This window comes from Microbacterium flavescens (assembly GCF_018588945.1).
GTDB classification, from domain to species: domain Bacteria; phylum Actinomycetota; class Actinomycetes; order Actinomycetales; family Microbacteriaceae; genus Microbacterium; species Microbacterium flavescens.
On the sequence record NZ_JAFIWA010000002.1, the window covers coordinates 331,138 to 353,885 of the forward strand.

The following is a 22,748-nucleotide window of genomic DNA, read 5'->3' on the forward strand; positions in this document are numbered from 1 at the left end:
CTACCGCGGCCAGCGCTGAACGGTCGCGCGATGTTCGATCTGCCGACCGACCTCCCCGCCGACCTCGCTCCGCTCTCGTGGCTCATCGGGGTGTGGGAGGGCACCGGCGTCATCGACTACGCCGACCACGCGTACGCGGGCGAGTTCACGCATCGCGTGAGCTTCAGCCATGACGGCGGTGACTACCTGAACTACTCGGCCACCGCCTGGCTCCACGGCGAAGGCGACGCCCGCACGCCCCTGGTGGCGGAGATGGGCTACTGGCGCCTCTCGCGCCCCGCGACCGCCGCCGACGCCGGGCCGGGACTCCTGCCCGCGCTCGAGACCGCGGCCGCCCGCACCGCCGACGACGTCGAGCTGCTCCGCAACGACGAAGGCGGATTCGACATCGAAGTGGTCCTCGTCCACGCCGACGGCGTGAGCGAGCTGTACCTCGGGCAGATCCGGGGTCCGCGCATCGACATCGCCACCGACGCCGTCGTGCGTCCCGCCGGCGCGAAGACCTACGCCGCGGCGACCCGCATGTACGGGCTCGTCGAGGGTCACCTGCTCTGGGCGTGGGACATGGCCGCGCTCGGCGAGGAGCTCGGCGCGCACGCGTCGGCTCGCCTCGCCCGGGCGGAGTGATGGACACCCCGTTCGCCTCGCTGCCCGGTGCCGTGATCGACGACGCCGGCCTCCAGCACGTCGGCAACCCGATGGTCGAGCAGCGCGCGCTGGCCGAAGGACGCGCGGTCGCGCCGCTCGCCGACCGGACCGTGCTGGCCGTGCCGGGCGAGGACCGGCTGAGCTGGCTCGACTCGCTCACGTCGCAGGCGCTGACGTCGCTCGCGCCGGGCGTCAGCACCGAGCTGCTGGTGCTCGACCCGCAAGGACACGTCGAGCACGCGGCATCCGTCCTCGATGACGGCGAGACCACGTGGCTCATCGTCGACCGCGCCGACGCCGAAGGACTCCTCGCCTGGCTGCTGCGCATGCGGTTCCGCCTTCGCGTCGCGCCGCGCGACGCCGGCGACGAGTTCGCCGTCTTCGGCGGCACCGCCGCTGCGGTGGCCGCGCTGACGGCCGCCGAGCCGAGCGGCATCCCGCTCGTATGGACCGACCCGTGGCCCGACGTCTCGCCGGGCGGCTGGGCCTACGCCGCCGTCGACCCCCACCCGGGCGTCGAGCGCGACTGGGCGGAGGTGCTCGTCTCCCGCGAGGAGGAGCGAAGGATCGCGGATGCCGCGGCCGCCGGTGACCTCGCCATCGCGGGTCTCTCCGCCGCCGACGCGCTGCGTGTCGCCGCGTGGCGCCCCCGCTGGTCGGCCGATGTCGACGAGCGCGTGCTGCCGCACGAGCTCGACTGGCTGCGCACCGCCGTCCACCTGACCAAGGGCTGCTATCGCGGCCAGGAGACGGTCGCCAAGGTGCACAACCTCGGCCATCCGCCACGGCGCCTGGTGGCGCTTCAGCTCGATGGCAGCGGGAGCGTACTCCCCGAGCGGGGCGCCGCCGTCCGCATCGGCGAGGATGCCATCGGCACCGTGACCTCGACCGCACGGCACTTCGAGGAGGGCCCGATCGCGCTCGCGCTCGTCCGTCGCTCCACGCCGGTCGATGCGACGCTGCTCGTCGACACCGAGGACGGGCCGGTATCGGCCGCGCAGGAGGTCGTCGTGCCGCCCGAGGCGGGGGCGACGGCCAACGTCCCCCGTCTCACCAGACTCTCGCGCCGGGCTCCCGCGAAATGACCCGGCGCCGGGGGAGCGGACCGACCCCGTGAGCGGGCCGCCGACCACCACGGCGATCCCGACCGGGTGGCGATCCCGCCTCGACCCGCGCCCCGCGCTGGTGCGCGTGCGCGACTCCGGCATCCCGATCCTGCAGATCGTGGTCGCGGCGACAGGGTCTTACGCGGTCGCTCACTACGTGCTCGGCCATCCGGCGCCGCTCCTCGCGGCCACCGTCACCGTGGGCAGCCTCGGGCTCGTCCGCGACGCGCGGCCACGGCGCGTGCTCGAGACCGTGCTGGGCATGCTCGTCGGGATCCTGGTGGCCGAGCTTCTGCTGATGCTCACGGGGACGGGGTGGTGGCAGCTCGCTCTGGCACTGGGCGTGACCCTGGTCATCGCGCGGCTGCTCTCGGCGCAGGCGGGGTTCGCGATCGCGGCGGCGATCCAGTCGCTCATCGTCATGGTCATCCCGGCCACGGCGCCGTTCCTCCGGCTCATCGACGGGATCATCGGCGGCATCGCGGCACTCCTCGTCACCGCGCTGATCCCGCGCAACCCGCTGCGCGAGGCGCTGCGCGAAGGACGCGCGGTCTTCGCCGCTGTCGAGAAGACCTCGGCCGCGCTCATCCAGGCGCTCCGCCGCGGCGACCGGCTGCGGGCCGAGCGCGGCCTCGAGAAGGCGCGGGCGATGCAGCCCCTTCTCGACGAGTGGCGGACGTCGCTCGAGTCGGGTCGCGCGATCGCCCGCATCTCGCCGTTCCTGCGCCGCCAGCGCGTGGAGCTCGAGCGTCAGGACGGCATCCGCGAGTCCACCGAACTCGCCACCCGCAACCTTCGGGTGATCGCGCGCCGGATCGTCTACCTCTGCGACGACGGCGTGCCGCGGCCGGTGTCGGCCGACGTGCTGTCCGACATCATGCGCGGAGCCGCGCTCGTGTCGGACTCGATCGACGACATCTCGTCCGGGCCGGCTGCCCGCGCGACCCTCACGGCCGTCGCCTCGCGTCTCGACCCGGCCGCGCTGCTGCCCGGTGCATCGCTCGGCGACCAGAACCTGATCGGGGCACTGCGCCCGCTCGTGGTCGATCTGCTGACGGCGACGGGAATGCCTCCCGCCGAGGCCAGAGCGACCGTGCCGCGCATCTGAGCGGCACCCTCGTCAGGTCAGCGGTGCGACGGCGTCCCACGGGAGTGTGATCTCGCCCAGCCGCCACCGCGAGCGGTCGAGAAGTGGCCAGCCGGATGCCGCGAGCCCCGCGAGCGCCGTGCGCCAGCGCTCGACCGGACCGAAGGGCGACACCGCCGCGGCGCGAGCCCACTCGGCGTCGAGCTGCCTCAGCAGGTCGTGGATGCGCTCGCCCGGCACGTTGCGGTGGATCAGCGCCTTGGGCAGACGCTCCGCCGCGATCGACGGCTGCTCCAGCTCCGCCAGCCGCAGCGAGATCGTGAGCGTGCGCGGCAGGCCGTCGTCCCCCAGAGCGACCCACGTCGCGATGCGCCCGACCTCGTCGCAGGTGCCCTCGACGAGCAGACCGCCGGGTGCCAGTCGCGCCGTCATCGAGCGCCAGGCAGCCGGAACGTCGGCCTCGTCGTACTGACGCAGCACGTTCATCGCGCGGATGATCGCCGGGCGCCTCCCGCCGGCCACGGGCACCTCGAAGCCCCCGCGCGCGAACGAGACGTGAGCGTGCGGGGCGAACGGCGTCGATCCCGTCCGCACGCGCTGCAGCTGCGCCCGCGCTCGGGTCACCCGCGCGGGGTCGATCTCGAGGCCGAGCACCTCGACGTCGGGCCGCGCGGCCGAGAGCCGGGCCCAATGCTCGAACGCCGTCACGCCGCTCGCACCGTAACCGAGGTCGACCACGAGCGGGTCCGCGGCACGGCGCAGGGCGGAGTGCCGCGCGATCCAGCGATCGACGCGGCGCAGGCGATTGGTACCCGTGGTGCCGCGCGTGATCTGCCCGACCACCGGCCCAGCCGGGGGTCGGACGGAGCTCACCCTTCCATCGTGCCATCGGGCACCTGAGAGCCTCCGTGGAGCACAGGGGCTCGTCATCGGCCCGGAGGGTCGCCTGCCGCGCCGATATCATGGGGGCCATGAGTGCGCCCTACACGCTGATCCTCCTCCGCCACGGCCAGAGCGAGTGGAACAAGACCAACCAGTTCACGGGATGGGTCGACGTCCGCCTCACCGAGCAGGGGAAGGCCGAGGCCGCGCGCGGCGGCGAGCTGATGGCCGAGTCCGGCATCCTTCCCGATGTCCTCCACACCTCCGTGCTCAGCCGCGCCATCCAGACCGCCGACATCGCGCTCGACTCCGCCGACCGCCTGTGGATCCCCGTCAAGCGCACGTGGCGCCTCAACGAGCGCCACTACGGCGCGCTGCAGGGCAAGGACAAGGCGCAGACCCTCGAGGAGTTCGGCAACGAGCAGTTCATGCTGTGGCGCCGCTCGTTCGATGTGCCGCCCCCGCCCCTGCCGGCCGACGACCAGTACAGCCAGGTCGGCGACCCGCGCTACGCCGGCATCGACGGCGAGGTGCCCGACACCGAGTCGCTCAAGATCGTCATCGATCGCATGCTGCCCTACTGGCACAGCGACATCGTGCCCGATCTGAAGGCCGGCAAGACGGTGCTCGTGACCGCCCACGGCAACTCGCTGCGGGGTCTGGTCAAGCACCTCGACGGCATCAGCGACGCCGACATCGCCGAGCTGAACATCCCCACCGGCATCCCGCTGGTCTACCGTCTCGACGAAGACCTCAAGCCCATCGGCGCGGGCGAGTACCTCGACCCCGAGGCGGCAGCGGCCGGCGCCGCAGCGGTGGCGGCACAGGGCAAGAAGTAGAGCGACGAAAAGGACCGGATGCCTCGGCTCGAGGCATCCGGTCCCTTCGTCGTGAATCGAGCTCAGTCCTGCGTGATGATGTCCAGTGCGTCGGTGGACGGCGTCCAGTCGCCCGTCGACAGGTAGGCGACCTTCTTCGCGACCGAGACGGCGTGGTCGGCGAAGCGCTCGTGGTAGCGGCTCGCGAGGGTGGCATCGACGGTGGCGGATGCCTCGCCCTGCCAGCTGTCGCTGAGCACCTTCTCGAACACCGACACGTGCAGGTCGTCGATCTCGTCGTCGGCATTGCGGATGTGCTCGGTGAGAGCGAGGTCCTGCGTGCGCAGCAGCTCGGTCAACTGCCGCGCCACCTCGACGTCGAGCGCCCCCATCTGGCGGAACGTGGACTTGAGTCCCTTGGGAATGGCCCGCTCGGGGAAGCGCATGCGGGTGAGCTGGGCGATGTGCTCGGCGATGTCGCCCATGCGCTCGAGTGACGCGCTCATGCGCAGTGCGCTGACGACGATGCGCAGGTCGCGCGCAACCGGCTGCTGGCGGGCGAGGATCTCGATCGCGAGCTCGTCGAGTGCGACTGCCTTCTCGTCGATGACGGCGTCGGCCTCGATGACCTCTTCGGCCAGTGCGACGTCGCTCGTGCCGAACGCCCGCGTCGCCTTGTCGATGGCGACCGTGACGAGCTCGGCGATCTCGACGAGGCGACCCTGGACGTCTTCGAGGGACTGATGGAAGACTCCGCGCATTCCGACGCACCTTTCGTGATTCGGGCAGGCATCCGCCTCCGCGACCCGGCGATTGTCGCCCGCGAAGGTTAACGGACGGTGCCGCCGCGGTGAATAGTACCCGGCGCCATCAGCCGCAGGCCGGTTCCTGGCGACCTGGCGCATTCGCGGCCCCTACGCTGGTGCCATGGATACGACGCAGCTCGCGCTGCTCGCCCTCCTCGCCGGAATCGTCATCGGGGGCTCCGTCGCCGCCGTCATCGTCATCGCGCTGCGTGCCCGCGATCGCGCCCGGGTGGAGACCTCGCTCGCGATCCCCGAGGGTGTGCGCGAGGTGCTGCACGGCATGGACGACGCCGCCGTCGTCGTCGACGCCTCTTTCACGGTGCTGGCCGCCTCGACGGCGGCGGGGCCGTTCCACCTCGTCGAGGGCCGCACGATGCCCGATGACCAGCTCCGCGCGATGGCGCGCCGTGCTCGGTCGGAGTCGTCGCCCGCGACCGAGACGCTGCGGGTGCAGCGGGGGGCGCCGCCCGCTGAGCCGCGGCTGGTCGTCGTGCGTGCGACGCGGATCTCTCCCCGCCTGACGCTCCTGGTGCTGCGCGACATCACCGAGCGCGAACGCGTCGAGCAGATGCGCCGGGACTTCGTCGCCAACACCAGTCATGAGCTCAAGACCCCGGTGGGCGCGGTGACCCTTCTGGCCGAGGCGATCGAATCCGCCGCCGATGATCCGCCGCAGGTGCGGATCTTCGCGTCGCGGCTGACCGCCGAGGCCAACCGGCTCGCCCTCTTGACCTCGCGCATCATGAACCTGTCGCGCCTGCAGTCCTCCGACGAGCTCACCGAGGACCGGGACGTCTCGATCGACGAGGTGGTCGCCGCGGCGCTCGACGCGCACGCCATCCAGGCGGACTCGGCCGGCGTCGACGTCGTGCGCGGCGGCAGGCGCGGGCTCTACGTGCGCGGCGACGTGCAGGTGCTGAGTGAGGCGGTCGGCAACCTCATCGCGAACGCGATCGCCTACTCGCCCCAGGGCTCGAGCGTCGGCGTGGGCGTGAAGTCCGTCGACGGCGTCGTGGAGATCGCGGTGACCGATCGCGGCATCGGCATCGCCGAGGGCGACCAGGACCGCGTGTTCGAGCGCTTCTACCGCGCGGATCCCGCCCGCGCCCGGCGCACGGGCGGCAGCGGACTCGGCCTGTCGATCGTCAAGCACGCCGTCCAGCGCCACGGCGGCGAGGTGCGGCTGTGGTCGCGCCCCGGGCGCGGCTCAACCTTCACCATCCGTCTTCCCGAGACCGCCCCGCCCGTGCGCGAGCCCGCCCCCAAGCGCGGTCGCAAGAAGAAGCGCGCGCAGGCCGAGGCATCCCGTCCCCCTTCGTCGAACGGAGAAACCGCATGACCCGCGTTCTGATCGTGGAGGACGAGCCCGACCTCGCCGACCCGCTCGCCTACCTTCTGCGCCGTGAGGGCTACGAGGTCGAGATCGCCGAGGACGGCCCCGCCGCTCTCACCGTCTTCCGCGAGCGCGGTGCCGACATCGTGCTGCTCGACCTCATGCTGCCCGGGATGCCGGGGACCGAGGTGTGCCGGCAGATCCGCACCACCTCGACGGTGCCGGTGATCATGCTGACGGCGAAGGACTCCGAGGTCGACATCGTCGTGGGGCTCGAGCTGGGCGCCGACGACTACGTGACGAAGCCGTACTCCGCCCGCGAGCTGCTCGCCCGCATGAGGGCCGTGCTGCGCCGGTTCTCGCAGCTCGACTCCGACCTGGACGACCGCGTGCTCGAAGCCGGCCGCGTCGTGCTCGACATCGACCGCCACACGGTCGCCGTCGACGGCGCGGAGATCAGCATGCCCCTCAAGGAATTCGAGCTGCTCGAGGTGCTGATGCGCAACGCGGGCCGTGTTCTGACGCGCGGACAGCTCATCGACCGCGTGTGGGGGAGCGACTACTTCGGCGACACGAAGACGCTCGACGTGCACATCAAGCGCATCCGCTCGCGCATCGAGGTGAACCCGAGCGTGCCCGAGATGCTGGTGACGGTGCGCGGGCTCGGCTACCGCTTCGAGGGCTGACTCAGCCGCTCACGACGAAGCCCGCCCCGCGTTCGCGGGACGGGCTTCGGATGTCGTGGGGCGAAGTCAGCCGCCGATGCCCGACGCCGCCGGGCTCGGCACGAGCGGGGCGAGGTACGGCAGCTCTCCGTCGAGCACGGGAACGGGGATGAGGGAGCCTTCGGCGTCACCCGACTGGAAGTAGCCGGGGATGTCGGCGCCCGGAAGGGTGTCGAGGTTCTCGACGAGGATGGGGTCTTCGCCCTCGGCACCGAGGCTGATCGTCGTCTTGGCGGGCACGCGCACCGTGAGGGGGATCGCCCCGGAGCCTTCGCCGAGCTCGATGCGCAGCGTGTGCGACTCGTCGGTCTGATTGACGATGGCGGCGACGAAATTCCCCGTCGACCCGTCCTCGTTCGCGACGATGAACGCGTTGCGCACATCGAGCGGACCGTCGTTGTGGACGTTCACGCCCTCAGCGGCGGAGTACTGGATCGTCGTCGCCTGCGGCGAGATCATGCTGCAGCCGGTCGTGCCCAGAGCCAGAGCGGCTCCGACGGCGATCGACGCGATGAGGCGGCGCGAGTTCACAGATCCTCCCAGGACGGATGACGGCTTCCTCAGCATTCTAGGGGGTCGCCGCGTCGGTCGTGGGCGCCGCCTCAGGGCCTGGGGTGGAGAACCTTAGCGTATGTCGCCTGTGGTATCCTAGAGGTTGCCGAAAGGACATAACTCCATGCTTTTTGAGGTTGGCGAGACGGTCGTTTACCCCCACCACGGCGCGGCGACGATCATCGAGGTCAAAGACCGGATCATCAAGGGCGAGACGAAGAAGTACCTGAAGCTCAACGTCACGCAGGGTGATCTCATCATCGAAGTTCCCGCTGAGAACGTCGACCTGGTCGGCGTCCGCGATGTGATCGGCAAGGAGGGCCTCGACAAGGTCTTCGAGGTGCTGCGCGCCCCGTTCACGGAGGAGCCCACGAACTGGTCCCGCCGCTACAAGGCGAACCTCGAGAAGCTCGCCTCCGGAGACGTCATCAAGGTCAGCGAGGTCGTGCGCGACCTGTGGCGCCGCGATCAGGACCGCGGCCTGTCGGCCGGTGAGAAGCGCATGCTCGCGAAGGCGAAGCAGATCCTCGTGTCCGAGCTCGCGCTCGCAGAGAAGACCGACGAAGAGAAGGCCGGCGTCATCCTCGACGAGGTCCTCGCCTCCTGACGGAGTGAGCCCGATGGAGCCCACCCGCTAGCGTGGGTGGCGTGACCATCGCACCCGTTCCCCGCGTCGGCATCATCGTGGTCGCGGCCGGTTCCGGCACGCGTCTGGGTGCCGGCGCGCCGAAGGGGTTCGTCGGCATCGACGGGCACACCATCCTGCGCCACGCGCTCGAGCGCGTCTTCGATGCGCCGTCCGCGCAGGTCGTCGTGGTCGCTCCGCCCGGACGCGAGGGCGACGCGCTCAGCGAGGCGCTCGAGGCTGCGGGCGACCGCCGAGACCTCGTGACCGTCGTGGCCGGCGGGCAGACGCGACAGTCGTCGGTGCAGGCCGGACTCTCGGCGCTGTGGGCCGACGTCGAGATCGTGCTCGTCCACGATGCCGCGCGGGCGCTCACGCCTCCCGAGGTGTTCGAGCGGATCATCGAGGCGATCGACTCCGGCCGGGCGGCGGCGATCCCCGTCCTGCCCGTGGTCGACACGATCAAGCGCGTGTCCGGACCGGAGGTCGTCGGCGGCGTGGATCGCTCCGAGCTCTCCGCCGCGCAGACCCCCCAGGGGTTCCGCCGCGAGGTGCTCGACGCCGTGTACCGCGATGCGACTGCGGAGTTCACCGACGATGCGGCGCTCGTGGCCGAGGCGGGTCATTCCGTGGCGGCCGTGGCGGGGCATCCGCTCGCCTTCAAGATCACGACGGCAGCCGATCTCGACCGCGCCCGCGGGGTGGTCGCCACGCAGCCGATCCCGCCCGTTTCCGCGCGCCTCGATCATGATGCGGCGATTCCGCGGGTGGGTGTGGGCACCGACGTCCACGCGTTCGGCGGCGACGGCGCGCTGTGGCTCGCCGGCCTCGAATGGGCGGGGGAGCCCGCGCTTTCCGGCCACTCCGACGGTGACGCCGTCGCGCACGCCATCGTCGACGCGCTGCTGGCGGCTGCGGGGCTCGGCGATATCGGCACGCACTTCGGCACCGATCACCCGGAGTACGCCGGCGCGCACGCCGACGTCTTCCTCGCGCGCACGCTCGGAATCCTCGGCGAGGCAGGGTGGCGCGTCGGCAATGTGTCGGTGCAGGTCCAGGCGAACCGGCCGCGGTTCGCGGCGCGACGTGCCGAGGCCGAGGCTGTGCTCTCGGCCGCGCTCGGCGGGGCACCGGTGGCGGTGTCGGCGACGACCACCGACGGGCTCGGATTCACGGGTCAGGGCGAAGGGGTGTCGGCCTTCGCGGTCGCCCTCGTCGTGCAGGCCTGACGCCGCCTCAGAGCGCGCGGGTCATGAAGATCGAGAACGGGTCGAGCGCGTAGTCGCCGAACGGTCCGCACGGCGTGAACCCCTCGCTCTCGTAGAGGCGCTGCGCCGGGAGGAACTCCTCGGTGCTCCCCGTCTCGAGCCACAGGCTCGTCATGCCGCGCGCACGGGCGTCGGCCATGATGTGCCGCAGCAGTGCGCGTCCGACGCCGAAGCCGCGGTATCTGTCGTCGACCCGCATCGACTTCAGCTCGCCGCGCTCGGTGTCGATCGCCTTGAGCGCCCCGATGCCGGCCACATCCTCATGGACCCACGCCGACCAGAACGACACCGCCGGGTCTCGCAGCGCGTCGATGTCGAGCGCGTGGACGCTCTCGGGTGGCGAGGTGTCGAGCATTCCGGCGAGGTGGAAGGCGATGAGGCGCCGGGTGGCGTCGCCGCTCAGGTCGTCGGGCTGGATGCGGATCGTCGCTTGCATGTCGCGGTCAGTGTGCCACCCGCGCATTGCGGGCACGTTTCGTCAGGCCTCGACGGCGAACGGCCTCGGGTCGCGGGGTGCGCGCGAGCCCCACGCGAGCAGCGCGAGACCCGCCGCGAGCACTGCGAGACCGATGATCGCGAGCGCCGACAGGCGCTCGCCGAGGACGGTGATGCCCAGGATGCTGGCAGTCAGCGGCTCCCCGAGCGTGAGGGTGGCGGCGGTCGCGGCGGTGAGCCCGCTGAGTCCCCACGTGAACAGGACGTATGCGATCGAGATCGTCGCCAGGCCCAGCCACAGCGCCATGACGACGCCGCTCGTCGTGCCGAGCCAGGCGACGTCGACGAAGGGCAGCGCGAACGCGCACAGCACGGCCGACGAGGCGCCCATGGCGCCGACGACGGTGAACGGATCCCAGCCCTCGTCGAGCAGGCGTCGCTGCGCGTTGGCGATGACGGCGAACGACGCGCCCGCACCGACCGAGCCGAGGAGTCCGAGGGGGTCGGTGCCGCCTGCGCCGCCGGCCTCGCCGCCGGAGCCGAGGAGGATGACACCGAGGGTCGCGAGCGCTGTCGCTCCCATCCACGCCGGCGACGGCATCCGCCGGGTCAGCGCCCACTCCAGCAGGCCGGCGAGGATCGGCGCCGAGCCGAGGGCCACGACGGTGCCGACGGCGACGCCGTTGAGCGACGTGCCGAGGAAGAACAGCGGCTGGTAGATCGCCAGGCACGCGCCGGTGAGGACCATGAGCGAAAGCGGTCGCAGTCCCAGCCGGGGCGGGGGAGCGGCGTCGACGGGGCGGCGACGGGCGTGTCGCGCGGCGAGGAGGAACGCGATCGCCGCCAGGCCGGTGCCGCCGATGACCATGCGCATCACGCCGATCGACAGCGGAGTCGTGCCCTCCGGACCGAGCGCCTGCGATGTGCCCGTGGTGCCGAAGAGCATTGCGGCGGCGAGGACGGCGAGCACATGCATGACACTCAGTTCTAGCGGAAACCCGGCCGGTAGGCTGGTGCGGTGACGGTTCAGCTCTACGACAGCAAGGCTCAAGCCCTGCGCGACTTCGTTCCGCTCGACCCCTCCAACGTCTCGGTGTACGTCTGCGGCCCGACGGTGCAGTCCGGTCCGCACATCGGCCACCTCCGCGGTGCGCTGAGCTTCGACATCCTGCGTCGCTGGCTCGCCCATCGCTTCGGACGCGTCACGTTCGTGCGCAACGTCACCGACATCGACGACAAGGTGCTGGCGAACGCCTCGGACGGCGAGACCTGGTGGGCGCTGGCCTACCGCATGGAGCTCGAGTTCACCCGCGCGTACACGGCGATCGGCATCCTTCCTCCGACCTACGAGCCGCGCGCGACCGCGTCGATCCCGCAGATGCAGGAGCTGATCGGGCGACTGATCGAGGCGGGGCACGCGTACGCCGCGGCGTCCGGCTCGGATGCCGAAGGCGACGTCTACTTCGACGTTCGGTCGTGGCAGGGCTATGGCGAGCTCACCCGGCAGAGCCTCGACGCGATGGAGCCGGCGGCCGACGCCGACCCGCGCGGCAAGCGCGACCCGCGGGACTTCGCGCTGTGGAAGGGCGCGAAGGCGGACGAGCCGTCGTCGGCGGCCTGGGACTCGCCGTGGGGACCCGGACGCCCGGGCTGGCACATCGAGTGCTCCGCCATGTCACGCCGCTACCTGGGCCCCGAGTTCGACATCCACGGCGGCGGCCTCGACCTGCGCTTCCCCCACCACGAGAACGAGCTCGCCCAGTCGATGGCCGCGGGCGACCCGTTCGCGCGGTACTGGGTGCACAACGGTCTCGTGACGGTCAACGGGCAGAAGATGTCGAAGTCGCTCTTCAACTTCGTTCTGGCTGCCGACGCGCTCGAGGAGTTCGACCCTCTGGTGCTCCGCTACGCGCTCGCCGCGGCGCACTATCGATCGAGCCTCGACATCTCGCAGCGCGGCCTGGAAGAGGCCGAGGCGGCGGTCAGCCGAATTCGGACGTTCCTGGAACGGGTGCAGCGTATGCCGAGTCCGTTCATGTGGAGCGCTGAGCAGCCGGAGGGCTTCGACCCGGACGCCGACACCGTCGAGGAGCCTGAACCCGGCAGCCCGTTCTCCGACGAGCCGCCTGCAGCTTTCGCCGCGGCCCTGGATGACGATCTGGGCGTTCCGCAGGCGCTCGCCGTCGTGCACGAGGCCGTGCGCGCCGGCAACTCGGCCCTCGACGCGGGAGACGACGCCGCTGCGTGGGAGTGGTATCTGCAGGTGCGGAAGATGACGGGCATCCTCGGCATCGACCCCCTCGACCCGCACTGGGCGGCGACGGATGCCTCGGCCGAGGCATCCGCTCTCGATGCCCTCGTGCAGACCATGCTGGTCCAGCGCGCCGACGCGCGCGCCGCCAAGGACTGGGCCGCGGCCGATCGCATCCGCGACGCCATCGCGGCGGCCGGCATCACCCTCGAAGACGGGCCTCAAGGCACGCACTGGACACTCGGCTCGCGGTAGCGGGCACGCCGGGCACGACCCGGCCGGAAAGGAAAACCATGGCCAAGCCAGGACGCCCCGGCGCCGCAAAGGGCAAGAAGGGCCCCACCAAGGGCACCGGCGGCAAGAACAAGCGCTCTCTCGAGGGCCGCGGACCGACCCCGAAGGCGGAGGACCGCGCCTGGCACCCCGCCGGCAAGCGCAAGGCCGCCGCTGAGCGCTACGCCGCCGCGGGCGGCAAGGGCGGCAAGCCCAGCGGATCGGGCCAGAACCGCACGTCGCGCAAGAAGGACGACGACACCGAGACGGTGACCGGCCGCAACTCGGTGCTCGAGGCGCTCCGCGCGAAGATCCCCGCGACGGCGTTCTACATCGCCCAGCGCGTCGAGATGGACGACCGCGTGAAGGAGATGCTCTCGATCGCCACGCACCGTGAGATCCCGGTGCTCGAGGTGACCCGTCCCGAGCTCGACCGCATGGCCGGCTTCGACGGCGTGCACCAGGGCGTCGCGCTCAAGGTGCCTCCGTACGAGTACGCGCACCCGCAGGACCTCCTCGAGCAGGTCATCGACACCGGCGAGACGCCGCTGTTCGTCGCCCTCGACGGTGTGACCGACCCCCGCAATCTCGGCGCGATCATCCGGTCGACCGCCGCCTTCGGCGGCCACGGCGTCATCGTCCCGCAGCGGCGTTCGGCGAGCGTGAACTCGGCGGCGTGGAAGACGAGCGCCGGAGCTGCCGCGCGGCTCCCGGTGGCGATCGCGGCGAACCTCACGTCGATGCTCAAGGAGTTCAAGAAGCAGGGCGTCTTCATCCTCGGCCTCGACGGCGGCGGCGACGTCTCGCTGCCGAGCCTCGAGCTGGCAGACCGGCCCGTCGTCATCGTCGTCGGCTCCGAGGGCAAGGGTCTCTCGCGCCTCGTCACCGAGACGTGCGATCAGATCGTGTCGATCCCCATCTCGGGCGCCACCGAGTCGCTGAACGCCGGGATCGCGGCATCCGTCTCGCTCTATCAGGTCGCGACGCTGCGCGCACAGAAGCAGAACTGAGCGGATGCCGCAGCCGGCGTGTTCGCGGGAATGAAGCGACGGCAGCCCGGCTTGGCCCTCAGGTAACCGTCGAAAGGGAGAACATGGCACGCATCGCCGTCATCGGGGGGACCGGCTACGCCGGCAGCCACATCGTCGCGGAGGCGGTGAGCCGCGGCCACACCGTCGTGTCGGTCGCACGCTCGGTACCCGCCGAGCGCATCGAGGGCGCGACCTATCTCGAGGGCACGCTGCTCGACGCTCCCAGCCTCGTGGCGGAGCTCGAGGGCGTCGATGTCGTGGTGCTGGCGGTACCCGCGCGCGGAGACATGGAGGGCAACGTGCGCTCCAACGTGGCCGAGCTCGTCGCGGAGCTGCCCTCGGACGTGCGGCTCGGCGTGATCGGCGGAGCGGGCGGCAGCCTGATCGCCCCCGGTGGCGAGCGCCTCGTCGACCAGCCGTCGTTCACCGAGGAGTACAAGCCGGAGGCGCTCGAGGCGATCGGGATCCTCGAGGACCTGCAGGCGGGCCCGGCGTCGCGCGACTGGTTCTACGTGCACCCGGCCGGCGGGTTCGGCTACTGGAACCCGGGGGAGCGCACCGGCACCTACCGCGACGGCGGCGACGTGCTCGTGACCGATGCCGACGGCGAGTCGTACATCTCCGGAGCCGACCTGGCCGTGGCCGTGGTCGACGAGATCGAAGAGCCTAAGCACTCGCGCGAGCGCTTCACCGTCGGGTACTGAGGCCCGGCGCGCCGGGGCGCGTTTCGTCTCGTCGCTTCGCTCCTCGCTCAACGACCCGCGCTACCGGGTCGCTTCGCTCCTCGCTCAACGACCCGCGGGGTCGGCGACCGGGGCGCGTCAGACGAGGTCGCGCCAGTCGATGTCGTCGTCCTCGTCGTCGACCACCGGCATGCTCGACGTGATCACTGAGAGCGACACGGTCTCGGTCGGGGGCCCCATGAGCGTGGCCTCGTCGCGGCGGTGCCGCAGGACTTCGTCGATGTAGCTCGTGAGCACCTCGGCCAGGGGAACGGAGCGTCCGCGCGCCTGCGACATGTACCAGCGGTGCTCGAGCACCTGATGGAACACCTCGGCGGGCTCGAGCTTGGCCCGCAGGTCCCACGGGATCGCCTTGATGACCGGCTCGAAGACGCGCGTGAGCCACTCGTGCGCGACCATCTCCTCGTCGTCGCCCAAGCGTGAGATTCGCACGCGGAACTCGTCGAGGTCGTTGAGGAGACGGCGAGCCTGGTTCTCCTCGACATCGAGGCCGGTCAGCCGGATGAGCCGGCGCGTGTGGTGCCCGGCGTCGACGACCTTGGGCTGGATCGACACCCGTGTGCCGTCGGCCGTGGTCTGGATCGACATCTCGCCGATGTCGAACCCGAGGTCGTTCAGGCGCTGCACCCGCTCGGTGAGGCGCCAGGACTCGTCGACGCCGAACGACTCCTTGTCGTGCAGCGCCGCCCACAGCGAGTGGTACGACGAGACGATGCCGTCGGCGATGGCGATCGCGTCGACGCCGCCCTCGAGCCTTCCTCCGGCCTCGAGGTCCATGATCTCGCCCGCGATGTTGGTGCGGGCGACGTCGAGGTCGTGCGCGCGCTGCCCGGGCGTCAGGCCCGTCTCATGCAGCTCGCCGGTCTCGGCGTCGACGAGGTAGGCGGCGAAGGCGCCCGCGTCGCGACGGAAGAGCGTGTTCGACAGCGACACGTCGCCCCAGAAGAAGCCCACGTTGTGAAGGCGCACGAGGAGAGCCGCGAGGGCGTCGACGAGACGCGTGGCGGTGTCGGGGCGCAGCACCTGCGTGAAGAGCGCGCGGTAGGGGAGCGAGAACTTCAGGTGGGCGGTCACCAGAGCCGCCGGGAGCGGCCGGCCCGCGACATCCGTCCGCCCCGCGATGACCGCGATGCGCTGCACGCACGGGACGTCGAGGCGGTCGAGGTTGCCGAGCATGTCGTACTCGCGACGGGCCATCTGCTCGGTCGTCTCCTTGATCGCGACGACGCGGCCCGACAGGTTGGCGAAGCGCACGAGGTGACGCGAGATGCCCTTGGGCAGGTAGACGATGTGGCTCGAGGGCCAGTCCGCGAGAGTGGTCGACCACGGCAGCGTGAGGAGTCCGGGGTCCACGCTGCTGGCGGTGATGCTCAACGACTCCGGCACGATCATCCTCCTGGAAATGCGCAACGGCGCGGGGGGATTCTCCCACCCGCGCCGTTACGACCGGAAATCGGTTATGCCGAGACGACCGGCTTGTCGTTGAGGCGCTCGCCCGACTCGAGGTCGAAGGCGTGCACGTGGCCCGCCGACGCCGCGAGCGTGACCGTCTCACCCGCGTTGGGGTGGCTGCGGCCGTCGACGCGGGCGACCAGGTCGGTGCGCTTGCCGGCGATGTCGGTGTGGCCGTAGAGGTAGCCGTCGGCGCCGAGCTCCTCGACGAGGTCGACGACCACCGAGAGGCCCTTGCCGTCGGACGGGCCGACCACGATGTCCTCGGGGCGGACGCCCACGGTGACCTGGCTGCCATGCGCCCGGCCCACGGTGTCGCGGTCGAGCGGAACGACCTCCGAGCCGAACTGGACGCCGCCCTCGGCGAGGTCGGCCGGGAACAGGTTCATGGCAGGGGAGCCGATGAAGCCGGCGACGAACACGTTGTTCGGCTTCTCGTACAGGTCGCGCGGGGTGCCGACCTGCTGGAGCAGGCCGTCCTTGAGCACGGCGATCCGGTCACCCATCGTGAGGGCCTCGGTCTGGTCGTGCGTGACGTACACCGTCGTGACGCCCAGGCGGCGCTGCAGCGACGCAATCTGGGTGCGGGTCTGCACGCGGAGCTTGGCGTCGAGGTTCGACAGCGGCTCGTCCATGAGGAAGACCTGCGGCTGGCGGACGATCGCGCGGCCCATGGCGACGCGCTGACGCTGGCCACCCGAGAGCGCCTTCGGCTTGCGCGTGAGGTAGTCCTCGAGGTCGAGGAGCTTGGCGGCCTCGAGGACGCGCGCGGCGCGCTCCTCCTTGCCGACTCCGGCGATCTTCAGGGCGAAGCCCATGTTCTCGGCGACCGTCATGTGCGGGTACAGCGCGTAGTTCTGGAAGACCATCGCGATGTCGCGGTCCTTCGGCGGGACGTCGGTGACGTCGCGGTCACCGATGAGGATGCGGCCCGAGTTGACCTCTTCGAGGCCGGCCAGCATGCGCAGCGAGGTGGACTTTCCGCAGCCCGACGGGCCGACGAGGACCAGGAACTCGCCATCGGCGATCTCGAGGTCGAGCTTGTCCACAGCGGGACGCGTGCCCCCGGGGTACAAGCGGGTTGCGTTGTCAAACGTGACGGACGCCATGTTCTCTTCTCCTTCACCGGCAGGTACGTGCCGGACGATCCGTAGTGATGGAATGAGCGGGGGCTAGACCCGCACGCCCTTCTTCGGGCGCAAGGACCAGTATGACACGGCGCGCGTGGAGGCTCCGTCTGGGCATTTCACAGGGTGGCTGGCTAGCATCGTCAACGGCCGTTCCCCCGGATGGTCACGCCCATCCCGGCCCCCGAATCCGTCCCGAGAGGTTCCATGTCGAGCGACGAGTCATCGAACGCCGCTGCCCCCAGCGAGCGGCGTGACGCTGTGCGGGAGAAGGCGCTGCAGGTCCAGGCGCGCCAGTCCCGTGCGCGACTGATCCGCGGAGCGACGATCTCCGCCGTGGTCATCGCCGTCGTCGCGGTCGCCGCGCTCGTCGTCACATGGGCCGTCTCCTCGGCAGCGTCCAAGCCGATGCTGAGCCCTCACAACGTGAGCGAGGGCGGGTTCGTCGTCACCGGCGTCACCGGCGTCGGCCTCACCACTGAAGACCCGGCGAGCACCGGCACGCTCGAGGGCACGGCGACGCCGACGCCGACGCCGACCGTCACCCCGACCCCGACCCCAACCCCGACGCCTACGCCGACCGAGCGGCCCGCCGCCGACGTCCGCGTGTACGTGGACTACCTCTCGACCGGTTCGCGCGACTTCCAGCTGGCCAATGTGCAGCAGCTGTCGAAGTGGGTCAGCGAGGACGCTGCGACGCTCACCTACTACCCGGTGGCGATGCTCACGTCGAAGTCGAACGGCACCAAGTACTCCCTGCGCGCCGCGGGCGCCGCGGCCTGCGTTGCGACGCACTCGCCCGACTTCTTCTTCGCGTTCAACAACACGCTCCTCACGCAGCAGCCCGAGGTCGACTCCGACGGCTACACCGACAGCGAGCTCGCCGCGATGGCGATCGCGTCGGGTGCCGACGGTGCCAAGGTCGTCCGCGCCTGCATCGAGGACCAGGACTTCACGTCGTGGGCCAAGAGCTCGACCGAGCGCGCGCTCGGCGGGCTGCCCGACACCGATGGCCTGGCTCTGACGGGTACGCCGATGGTGCTCGTGAACGGCATGCCGTACGTGGGTGCTCTCGACGACCCCAAGGAGTTCGCGCAGTTCGTCCTCACGGTCGCGAGCGACTCCGACGAGGAGACGCCGTCTCCGACGCCGACCCCGTCCACCACCCCGTAATCGAGCGGTGTGCGCAGTTGGCCGCCGGTAGACTGTGTGGCCTGCCGGCTTGGCGCAATTGGTAGCGCACCTAACTTGTAATTAGGGGGTTACGGGTTCAAGTCCCGTAGCCGGCTCGATGACATCCGCTTCCTCGCCGCCGGCGCGCATGCCCGTGTGGCTTGCCCTCGGCCTCGCCGGCGCCATCGGCATGATGACCGCCGTGCAGGCCCGCGTGAACGGACAGCTCGGCGTGCGCCTCGACGACGGGTTCGTCGCGGCGGTCGTCTCCTTCGGCTCCGGACTGGTCATCCTGGTTCTGCTCTCCGCGGTGCTGCCCTCGGGTCGCGCCGGGTTCGGCCGGCTCGTGGCGGGGGTGCGTGGCCGGAAGATCCCGTGGTGGATGCTGGCGGGCGGCGCCGCGGGCGCGCTCACGGTGGCGACGCAGGGCCTGGCGGTGGGGCTCATCGGCGTCGCGCTGTTCACCGTCGGCGTCGTCGCCGGGCAGACGGTGAGCGGCCTGCTCCTCGACCGCATCGGCTTCGGGCCCGCCGGAGTCGTCGCGGTGACCGTGCCGCGACTCCTCGGCGGCGTCCTCGCGCTGGCCGCCGTCGCCCTGGCTCTCGTCGGCGACGGCCTCGCAGGCGTTCCGGTGTGGATGCTGGTGCTGCCGCTCCTCGCCGGCATCGCGATCGCGTGGCAGCAGGCGACGAACGGGCGCCTCCGGCAGCGGGTGGGTACGCCCCTGACGGCCACGCTGGTCAACTTCATCGGCGGGACGCTGATCCTGGTCGCCGCGGCCGTCGTGCACGTCGCGGTGGTCGGCCCCCCGCGGCCCTTCCCGACGGAGGCGTGGCTGTACATCGGCGGCGCGCTCGGAGTGGTCTACATCTTCCTGTCGGCGACGATCGTGCAGTACACCGGAGTGCTGCTGCTGGGACTCGGAGCGGTCGTCGGACAGCTGCTGATGTCGTTCGTCCTCGACACGGTCTGGCCGGCTCCCGCGAGCCCGGGCCTCGTGCAGGAGCTCGCGATGGTCGTCGTCGCGCTCGCCTCGGTCGTCGTCGCGACCGTGCCGTGGCGCCGCCGCCGCTGAGTCGCGGCCGCGCGCTGAACCTCCGCCGCCGGCGTCAGTCCTTCTTCGACTTCGGCATGCGCGAGACGTGCGTGCGCGCCTCCACGCCCTTGCGGCGTCCGAGCCGCTCGCGCGGCGGCTTTCCGCCCACGTAGAGCCAGCCGAGGAGCTCCTCGTTCTTGTCGAGTCCGTGCGCCTTGGCGACGGGCTTCGACCGCGTGTAGTGCCCGGTGCGCCAGATGACGCCCCAGCCCGCCTCGTCGAGCAGCAGGCTCAGCATGTGGGCGACGCCGGACGCGACGGCCTCCTGCTCCCACCGCGGCACCTTGTCGCTCTTCTTGTAGCTGGCGACGACCGCGATCAGCAGCGGCGCGCGCAGCGGCTTGGTCGACGGGGTCTTGTCGCCCTGGGTCTTCGCGATCGCCCGGCCGAGCCGCTCGCGGTCGGTCCCGCGCAGCTCGATCAGCCGCCACGGCCGCAGCGACGAGTGGTCCGCGACCCGGCCAGCCGCAGTGACGAGGGTGAGCAGCTCGGCGTGCGTGGGCGCGTCGTCGGTGACCTTCGACCACGATCGCCGAGCCCGCACCGCCTCGAGGGCGGTGCCCGGGGAGTCGGTCACTCGGGCGATCCCTCCGGGGTGAACGCGAGCGAGACCGAGTTCATGCAGTAGCGGTCGCCGGTCGGGGTGCCGAACCCGTCGGGGAAGACGTGCCCCAGATGGGATCCGCATGACGCGCACCGCACCTCGGTGCGCACCATGCCGTGACTGTTGTCCTCGATGAGCTCGACGGACTCGGGGCGGATCGACTCGTAGAAGCTCGGCCAGCCGCAGTGCGAGTCGAACTTCGTGCCGCTCTTGAACAGCTCCGCGCCGCAGGCCGCGCACGTGTACAGACCCGCGCGGCTCTCATCGAGCAGCTCGCCCGTCCAGGCCCGCTCGGTGCCCGCCGCGCGGAGCACGGCGTACTGCTGCGGAGTGAGCTCCTCGCGCCACTGGTCGTCGCTCTTGTCGACGGTGTACGTCATGACTCCTCCGTGCCTCGTGCGTGTGGAACCCTTCCATTCAACCCCAGTCTCGGCCGCCCGGCGCCGTGCGGGGTGCACGCGGGCGGCGACAATGGGGGAGTGAGATCGGATGCCGCAGCCGTCGCCGAGCGCTACGACCGCTTCGCTCGCGAGGAGGCCCCCGGCCGCTCCGCGCTCTACGAAGAGTGGGCGGCGGGAGTGGCCGACGACCCCGTGACGGCGGGGATCCTCGCCCGGATCGAGCCGACGCACCGCCAGCCGCCGCTCGTGTTCGCGGTGACGCGCATGCTCGGCGCACCGGGGACGGGCTTCGCGACCTGGTCGGCGTGGCTCGCCGACCATGCGGACGACGTGGTGGCCGAGGCATCCCGCCGCCGTCTTCAGACCAACGAGCCGCAGCGATGCGCCGCGCTCCTGCCTGCGCTGAGCACGATCGAGGGGCCCATCGCGCTGCTCGAGCTCGGCGCGAGCGCGGGCCTGTGCCTGTATCCCGACCGCTACTCCTATCGCTACCGGGGCGGGCCGTCGCTCGACCCCGCTACCGGGCCGTCTCGGGTCGTGCTCACGTGCGACGTCAGCGGCGACCCGCCGCTGCGCCTTCCGGAGGTCGTGTGGCGCGCCGGCATCGACCTCGCGCCGCTGAATGCGGCGGACCCCGGCGACCGCGCCTTCCTGACCGCGCTGGTCTGGCCGGGCGAGACCGGGCGTGCGGAGCGGATCGAGGCCGCACTCGACGTCGTCGCCGCCGACCCGCCGGCCCTGATCACGGGTGACGCCTCCGACCCCGCGGTGCTCGACGCAGCCGCCGCCCGCACCCCGGGGGGTGCGACGCTGGTCGTCACGACTCCCGGGGTGCTGCCGCACATCCCGCGCGCGGGGCGCGAGCGTCTGCTCGCAGCGCTGCGCGAGCTCGATTCCGTCTGGATCTCGATCGACCCGCCGGGGCTGCACGACGCCTGGCGACCCGCGGTCTCCGCCGAGTCGTGGGGCGGGTTCGTGCTCGGCCGGGACGGGGTTCCGCTCGCAGCCGTAGACCCACTCGGCGCTTCCGTGGAGTGGCGCGGCGGGGAAGCCCCGGTCGGCCGTTAACGTGAGGTCGTGCCCCTCTCTGACCGCGACCTCGCCATTCTCGGCTTCGAGAGCGAATGGCGCCGGCACGCCGGGGCGAAGGAGGAGGCGATCCGCGCCGAGCTGGGCCTCTCGCCGGCACGGTACTACCAGCTGCTCGGCCGCCTGATCGACACCGCCGAGGCACAGGCCCACGATCCGATGCTGGTCAAGCGTCTCCGCCGGCTTCGCGACGCCCGCGCACAGGCCCGGATCGGCCGCGCCGCCGGCGACCTCGGTTAGGTGCGCCCCGCCGTCCGCCTGGACGGCCGGAGGTGCGCTCCCTTGTAGCATCGTGAGGTGCCGAAAACGACCTTCCCCCGGGATCGCTTCGACGATCTCCCGGAAGCGGGTCGGGTCGGCGCCCACCGAGCCGAGAATCCTCGGATGCGCGGCTGGGTCGTGCTGCTGTGGGCCGCGCTCGCCACGATCGTGCTCGTCGCCGTCGGAATCTTCGGCACTCTTCTGGCCGCCGGACGCATCGAGCTCTTCCCCACGCCTGAGCCGACCACCCAGCCGACGGTCCAGGTGACGCCGGTCCTCGACACGACGTTCCAGGTCGCCATCCTCAACGCGACGCCCGAGCGGGGCCTCGCCACGCAGCTGAAGGACGTGGTGGTCGCCGCGGGCTGGCCGGCCGCGCAGGTGCTGCCCAGCGACGCCAGCAGGGACGACTTCCCCGAGACGACGGTGTTCTACCTCGACGCCGAAGACGAGGCCGCTGCGGCGGGTCTCGCCGAGGCCATCGGCGGAGCGCGCATCGAGCAGAGCGAGGCCTACCAGCCCGCAGACCCCGAGACTCGCCAGCTCACCGTCGTGATCGGGCTGAACAGCACCGACGCGGGTGGCAGCACCACACCCACGCCCTGACCCGGTGGCGCGTGTTTCGCGGGGGTAAACACTTGTGTCTCCGCGTGTCAACAAGTGCTCCAACGCACTGCGGGCGACTCTCCGCCGTGAATACGATGAACCTCGTCGCACCAGCTACAGGAGATTCGCAATGACTCAGGGCACCGTCAAGTGGTTCAACGCCGAGAAGGGCTTCGGCTTCATCACGGCGGAAGGACAGGACGTCTTCGTCCACTACTCGAACATCGACATGACCGGCTTCCGCGTGCTGGAAGAGGGTCAGGCCGTCGAGTTCACCGTCGGCACCGGCCAGAAGGGTCCGCAGGCGGAGTCCGTGCGCGTGGTCTGATCGCGCAGACTCCGCGGGAGGACGGAAC

The 22,748-nt window shown here is 71.2% G+C and carries 26 protein-coding genes and 1 tRNA gene; 18 read left to right on the forward strand and 9 right to left on the reverse strand.

The window, feature by feature from the left end; genetic code table 11:
* The first annotated feature begins 30 nt into the window (after positions 1-30).
* From JX005_RS05260 to JX005_RS05270, 3 genes are read left to right on the forward strand one after another with little or no spacing between them, the layout of a single operon-like run.
* Positions 31-627 (forward strand): nitrobindin family protein, encoded by a 597-nt coding sequence (locus tag JX005_RS05260; RefSeq protein ID WP_214466365.1) that lies wholly within the window; start codon positions 31-33, stop codon positions 625-627.
* A complete protein-coding gene (ygfZ, locus tag JX005_RS05265) occupies positions 627-1,733 on the forward strand; it encodes a CAF17-like 4Fe-4S cluster assembly/insertion protein YgfZ (RefSeq protein ID WP_214466366.1) in 1,107 nt (368 codons plus the stop codon). Before JX005_RS05260 ends, ygfZ begins: the two co-directional genes overlap by 1 nt.
* Before the next feature lie 28 nt (positions 1,734-1,761).
* Entirely contained in the window at positions 1,762-2,862 is a 1,101-nt protein-coding gene (locus JX005_RS05270) for an FUSC family protein (protein WP_307858499.1), read from the forward strand.
* 12 nt (positions 2,863-2,874) lie between these two features.
* Here the strand turns inward: JX005_RS05270 and JX005_RS05275 are convergent, their stop codons facing one another.
* Positions 2,875-3,714: a class I SAM-dependent methyltransferase gene (locus JX005_RS05275; RefSeq protein WP_214466367.1), complete on the reverse strand. Its 840-nt coding sequence runs from the start codon at positions 3,712-3,714 to the stop codon at positions 2,875-2,877.
* A 98-nt stretch (positions 3,715-3,812) separates the two neighbouring features.
* Between JX005_RS05275 and JX005_RS05280 the strand changes: the two genes are divergently transcribed.
* Positions 3,813-4,562, forward strand: coding sequence for a phosphoglyceromutase (locus tag JX005_RS05280; protein WP_214466368.1), 750 nt, complete (start codon positions 3,813-3,815; stop codon positions 4,560-4,562).
* Positions 4,563-4,624: 62 nt separating this feature from the next.
* On the opposite strand, the gene phoU is transcribed toward JX005_RS05280, so the two are convergent.
* Positions 4,625-5,302 (reverse strand): phosphate signaling complex protein PhoU, encoded by a 678-nt coding sequence (phoU, locus tag JX005_RS05285; protein WP_214466369.1) that lies wholly within the window; start codon positions 5,300-5,302, stop codon positions 4,625-4,627.
* A 166-nt stretch (positions 5,303-5,468) separates the two neighbouring features.
* Here phoU and JX005_RS05290 point away from each other — a divergent pair, with 166 nt between their 5' ends.
* Both JX005_RS05290 and JX005_RS05295 read left to right on the forward strand, forming a co-directional pair.
* Positions 5,469-6,686, forward strand: coding sequence for a sensor histidine kinase (locus JX005_RS05290; RefSeq protein WP_214466370.1), 1,218 nt, complete (start codon positions 5,469-5,471; stop codon positions 6,684-6,686).
* Entirely contained in the window at positions 6,683-7,366 is a 684-nt protein-coding gene (locus JX005_RS05295; RefSeq protein WP_214466371.1) for a response regulator, read from the forward strand. The genes JX005_RS05290 and JX005_RS05295 overlap by 4 nt, the downstream gene beginning before the upstream one ends.
* A gap of 66 nt (positions 7,367-7,432) precedes the next feature.
* On the opposite strand, the gene JX005_RS05300 is transcribed toward JX005_RS05295, so the two are convergent.
* Positions 7,433-7,936, reverse strand: coding sequence for a DNA modification methylase (locus tag JX005_RS05300; protein WP_307858500.1), 504 nt, complete (start codon positions 7,934-7,936; stop codon positions 7,433-7,435).
* Between the two features lie 145 nt (positions 7,937-8,081).
* Here JX005_RS05300 and JX005_RS05305 point away from each other — a divergent pair, with 145 nt between their 5' ends.
* Both JX005_RS05305 and ispD read left to right on the forward strand, forming a co-directional pair.
* Positions 8,082-8,564, forward strand: coding sequence for a CarD family transcriptional regulator (locus JX005_RS05305; RefSeq protein ID WP_214466373.1), 483 nt, complete (start codon positions 8,082-8,084; stop codon positions 8,562-8,564).
* A 41-nt stretch (positions 8,565-8,605) separates the two neighbouring features.
* On the forward strand, positions 8,606-9,811 hold the full coding sequence (gene ispD / locus JX005_RS05310) for a 2-C-methyl-D-erythritol 4-phosphate cytidylyltransferase (protein WP_214466374.1): 1,206 nt from the start codon (positions 8,606-8,608) through the stop codon (positions 9,809-9,811).
* A gap of 7 nt (positions 9,812-9,818) precedes the next feature.
* Here the strand turns inward: ispD and JX005_RS05315 are convergent, their stop codons facing one another.
* Both JX005_RS05315 and JX005_RS05320 read right to left on the reverse strand, forming a co-directional pair.
* Positions 9,819-10,286, reverse strand: a complete 468-nt coding sequence (locus tag JX005_RS05315) for a GNAT family N-acetyltransferase (RefSeq protein ID WP_214466375.1) — start codon at positions 10,284-10,286, stop codon at positions 9,819-9,821.
* A gap of 42 nt (positions 10,287-10,328) precedes the next feature.
* The gene (locus tag JX005_RS05320; RefSeq protein WP_214466376.1) at positions 10,329-11,261 is read right to left on the reverse strand and encodes a DMT family transporter; all 933 of its coding nucleotides are present in this window, start codon (positions 11,259-11,261) and stop codon (positions 10,329-10,331) included.
* A gap of 42 nt (positions 11,262-11,303) precedes the next feature.
* Here JX005_RS05320 and cysS point away from each other — a divergent pair, with 42 nt between their 5' ends.
* The 3 genes from cysS to JX005_RS05335 all read left to right on the forward strand — a co-directional run bounded on the left by cysS (position 11,304) and on the right by JX005_RS05335 (position 14,544).
* Entirely contained in the window at positions 11,304-12,791 is a 1,488-nt protein-coding gene (cysS, locus tag JX005_RS05325; RefSeq protein WP_214466377.1) for a cysteine--tRNA ligase, read from the forward strand.
* Positions 12,792-12,829: 38 nt separating this feature from the next.
* The gene (gene rlmB, locus JX005_RS05330) at positions 12,830-13,819 is read left to right on the forward strand and encodes a 23S rRNA (guanosine(2251)-2'-O)-methyltransferase RlmB (protein WP_214466378.1); all 990 of its coding nucleotides are present in this window, start codon (positions 12,830-12,832) and stop codon (positions 13,817-13,819) included.
* An 83-nt stretch (positions 13,820-13,902) separates the two neighbouring features.
* Positions 13,903-14,544, forward strand: coding sequence for an NAD(P)-dependent oxidoreductase (locus JX005_RS05335; protein WP_214466379.1), 642 nt, complete (start codon positions 13,903-13,905; stop codon positions 14,542-14,544).
* A gap of 117 nt (positions 14,545-14,661) precedes the next feature.
* On the opposite strand, the gene JX005_RS05340 is transcribed toward JX005_RS05335, so the two are convergent.
* Together JX005_RS05340 and JX005_RS05345 are read right to left on the reverse strand one after the other, a co-directional pair.
* On the reverse strand, positions 14,662-15,969 hold the full coding sequence (locus JX005_RS05340; RefSeq protein ID WP_214466380.1) for a DUF4032 domain-containing protein: 1,308 nt from the start codon (positions 15,967-15,969) through the stop codon (positions 14,662-14,664).
* Positions 15,970-16,040: 71 nt separating this feature from the next.
* Positions 16,041-17,144 (reverse strand): ABC transporter ATP-binding protein, encoded by a 1,104-nt coding sequence (locus tag JX005_RS05345; protein ID WP_214466381.1) that lies wholly within the window; start codon positions 17,142-17,144, stop codon positions 16,041-16,043.
* Between the two features lie 225 nt (positions 17,145-17,369).
* Between JX005_RS05345 and JX005_RS05350 the strand changes: the two genes are divergently transcribed.
* From JX005_RS05350 to JX005_RS05360, 3 genes are all read left to right on the forward strand, one after another.
* Positions 17,370-18,335, forward strand: a complete 966-nt coding sequence (locus JX005_RS05350) for a DsbA family protein (RefSeq protein ID WP_214466382.1) — start codon at positions 17,370-17,372, stop codon at positions 18,333-18,335.
* A 43-nt stretch (positions 18,336-18,378) separates the two neighbouring features.
* A tRNA-Thr gene (locus JX005_RS05355) sits at positions 18,379-18,451 on the forward strand.
* 2 nt (positions 18,452-18,453) lie between these two features.
* Positions 18,454-19,410, forward strand: a complete 957-nt coding sequence (locus JX005_RS05360; RefSeq protein ID WP_214466383.1) for a DMT family transporter — start codon at positions 18,454-18,456, stop codon at positions 19,408-19,410.
* A gap of 34 nt (positions 19,411-19,444) precedes the next feature.
* Here the strand turns inward: JX005_RS05360 and JX005_RS05365 are convergent, their stop codons facing one another.
* Together JX005_RS05365 and msrB are read right to left on the reverse strand one after the other, a co-directional pair.
* Positions 19,445-20,017 carry a nitroreductase family protein gene (locus JX005_RS05365; protein ID WP_372447324.1) on the reverse strand — a complete coding sequence of 191 codons (573 nt, stop codon included), beginning with the start codon at positions 20,015-20,017 and terminating at the stop codon, positions 19,445-19,447.
* On the reverse strand, positions 20,005-20,415 hold the full coding sequence (gene msrB / locus JX005_RS05370; RefSeq protein WP_214466385.1) for a peptide-methionine (R)-S-oxide reductase MsrB: 411 nt from the start codon (positions 20,413-20,415) through the stop codon (positions 20,005-20,007). Before msrB ends, JX005_RS05365 begins: the two co-directional genes overlap by 13 nt.
* Before the next feature lie 99 nt (positions 20,416-20,514).
* Between msrB and JX005_RS05375 the strand changes: the two genes are divergently transcribed.
* From JX005_RS05375 to JX005_RS05390, 4 genes are all read left to right on the forward strand, one after another.
* A complete protein-coding gene (locus JX005_RS05375) occupies positions 20,515-21,504 on the forward strand; it encodes a DUF2332 domain-containing protein (protein ID WP_214466386.1) in 990 nt (329 codons plus the stop codon).
* Between the two features lie 9 nt (positions 21,505-21,513).
* Positions 21,514-21,765: a DUF3263 domain-containing protein gene (locus tag JX005_RS05380; protein ID WP_214466387.1), complete on the forward strand. Its 252-nt coding sequence runs from the start codon at positions 21,514-21,516 to the stop codon at positions 21,763-21,765.
* Between the two features lie 144 nt (positions 21,766-21,909).
* Positions 21,910-22,392, forward strand: a complete 483-nt coding sequence (locus JX005_RS05385; protein ID WP_246533560.1) for a LytR C-terminal domain-containing protein — start codon at positions 21,910-21,912, stop codon at positions 22,390-22,392.
* Between the two features lie 130 nt (positions 22,393-22,522).
* A complete protein-coding gene (locus JX005_RS05390; RefSeq protein ID WP_214466389.1) occupies positions 22,523-22,720 on the forward strand; it encodes a cold-shock protein in 198 nt (65 codons plus the stop codon).
* Positions 22,721-22,748: the final 28 nt, after the last annotated feature.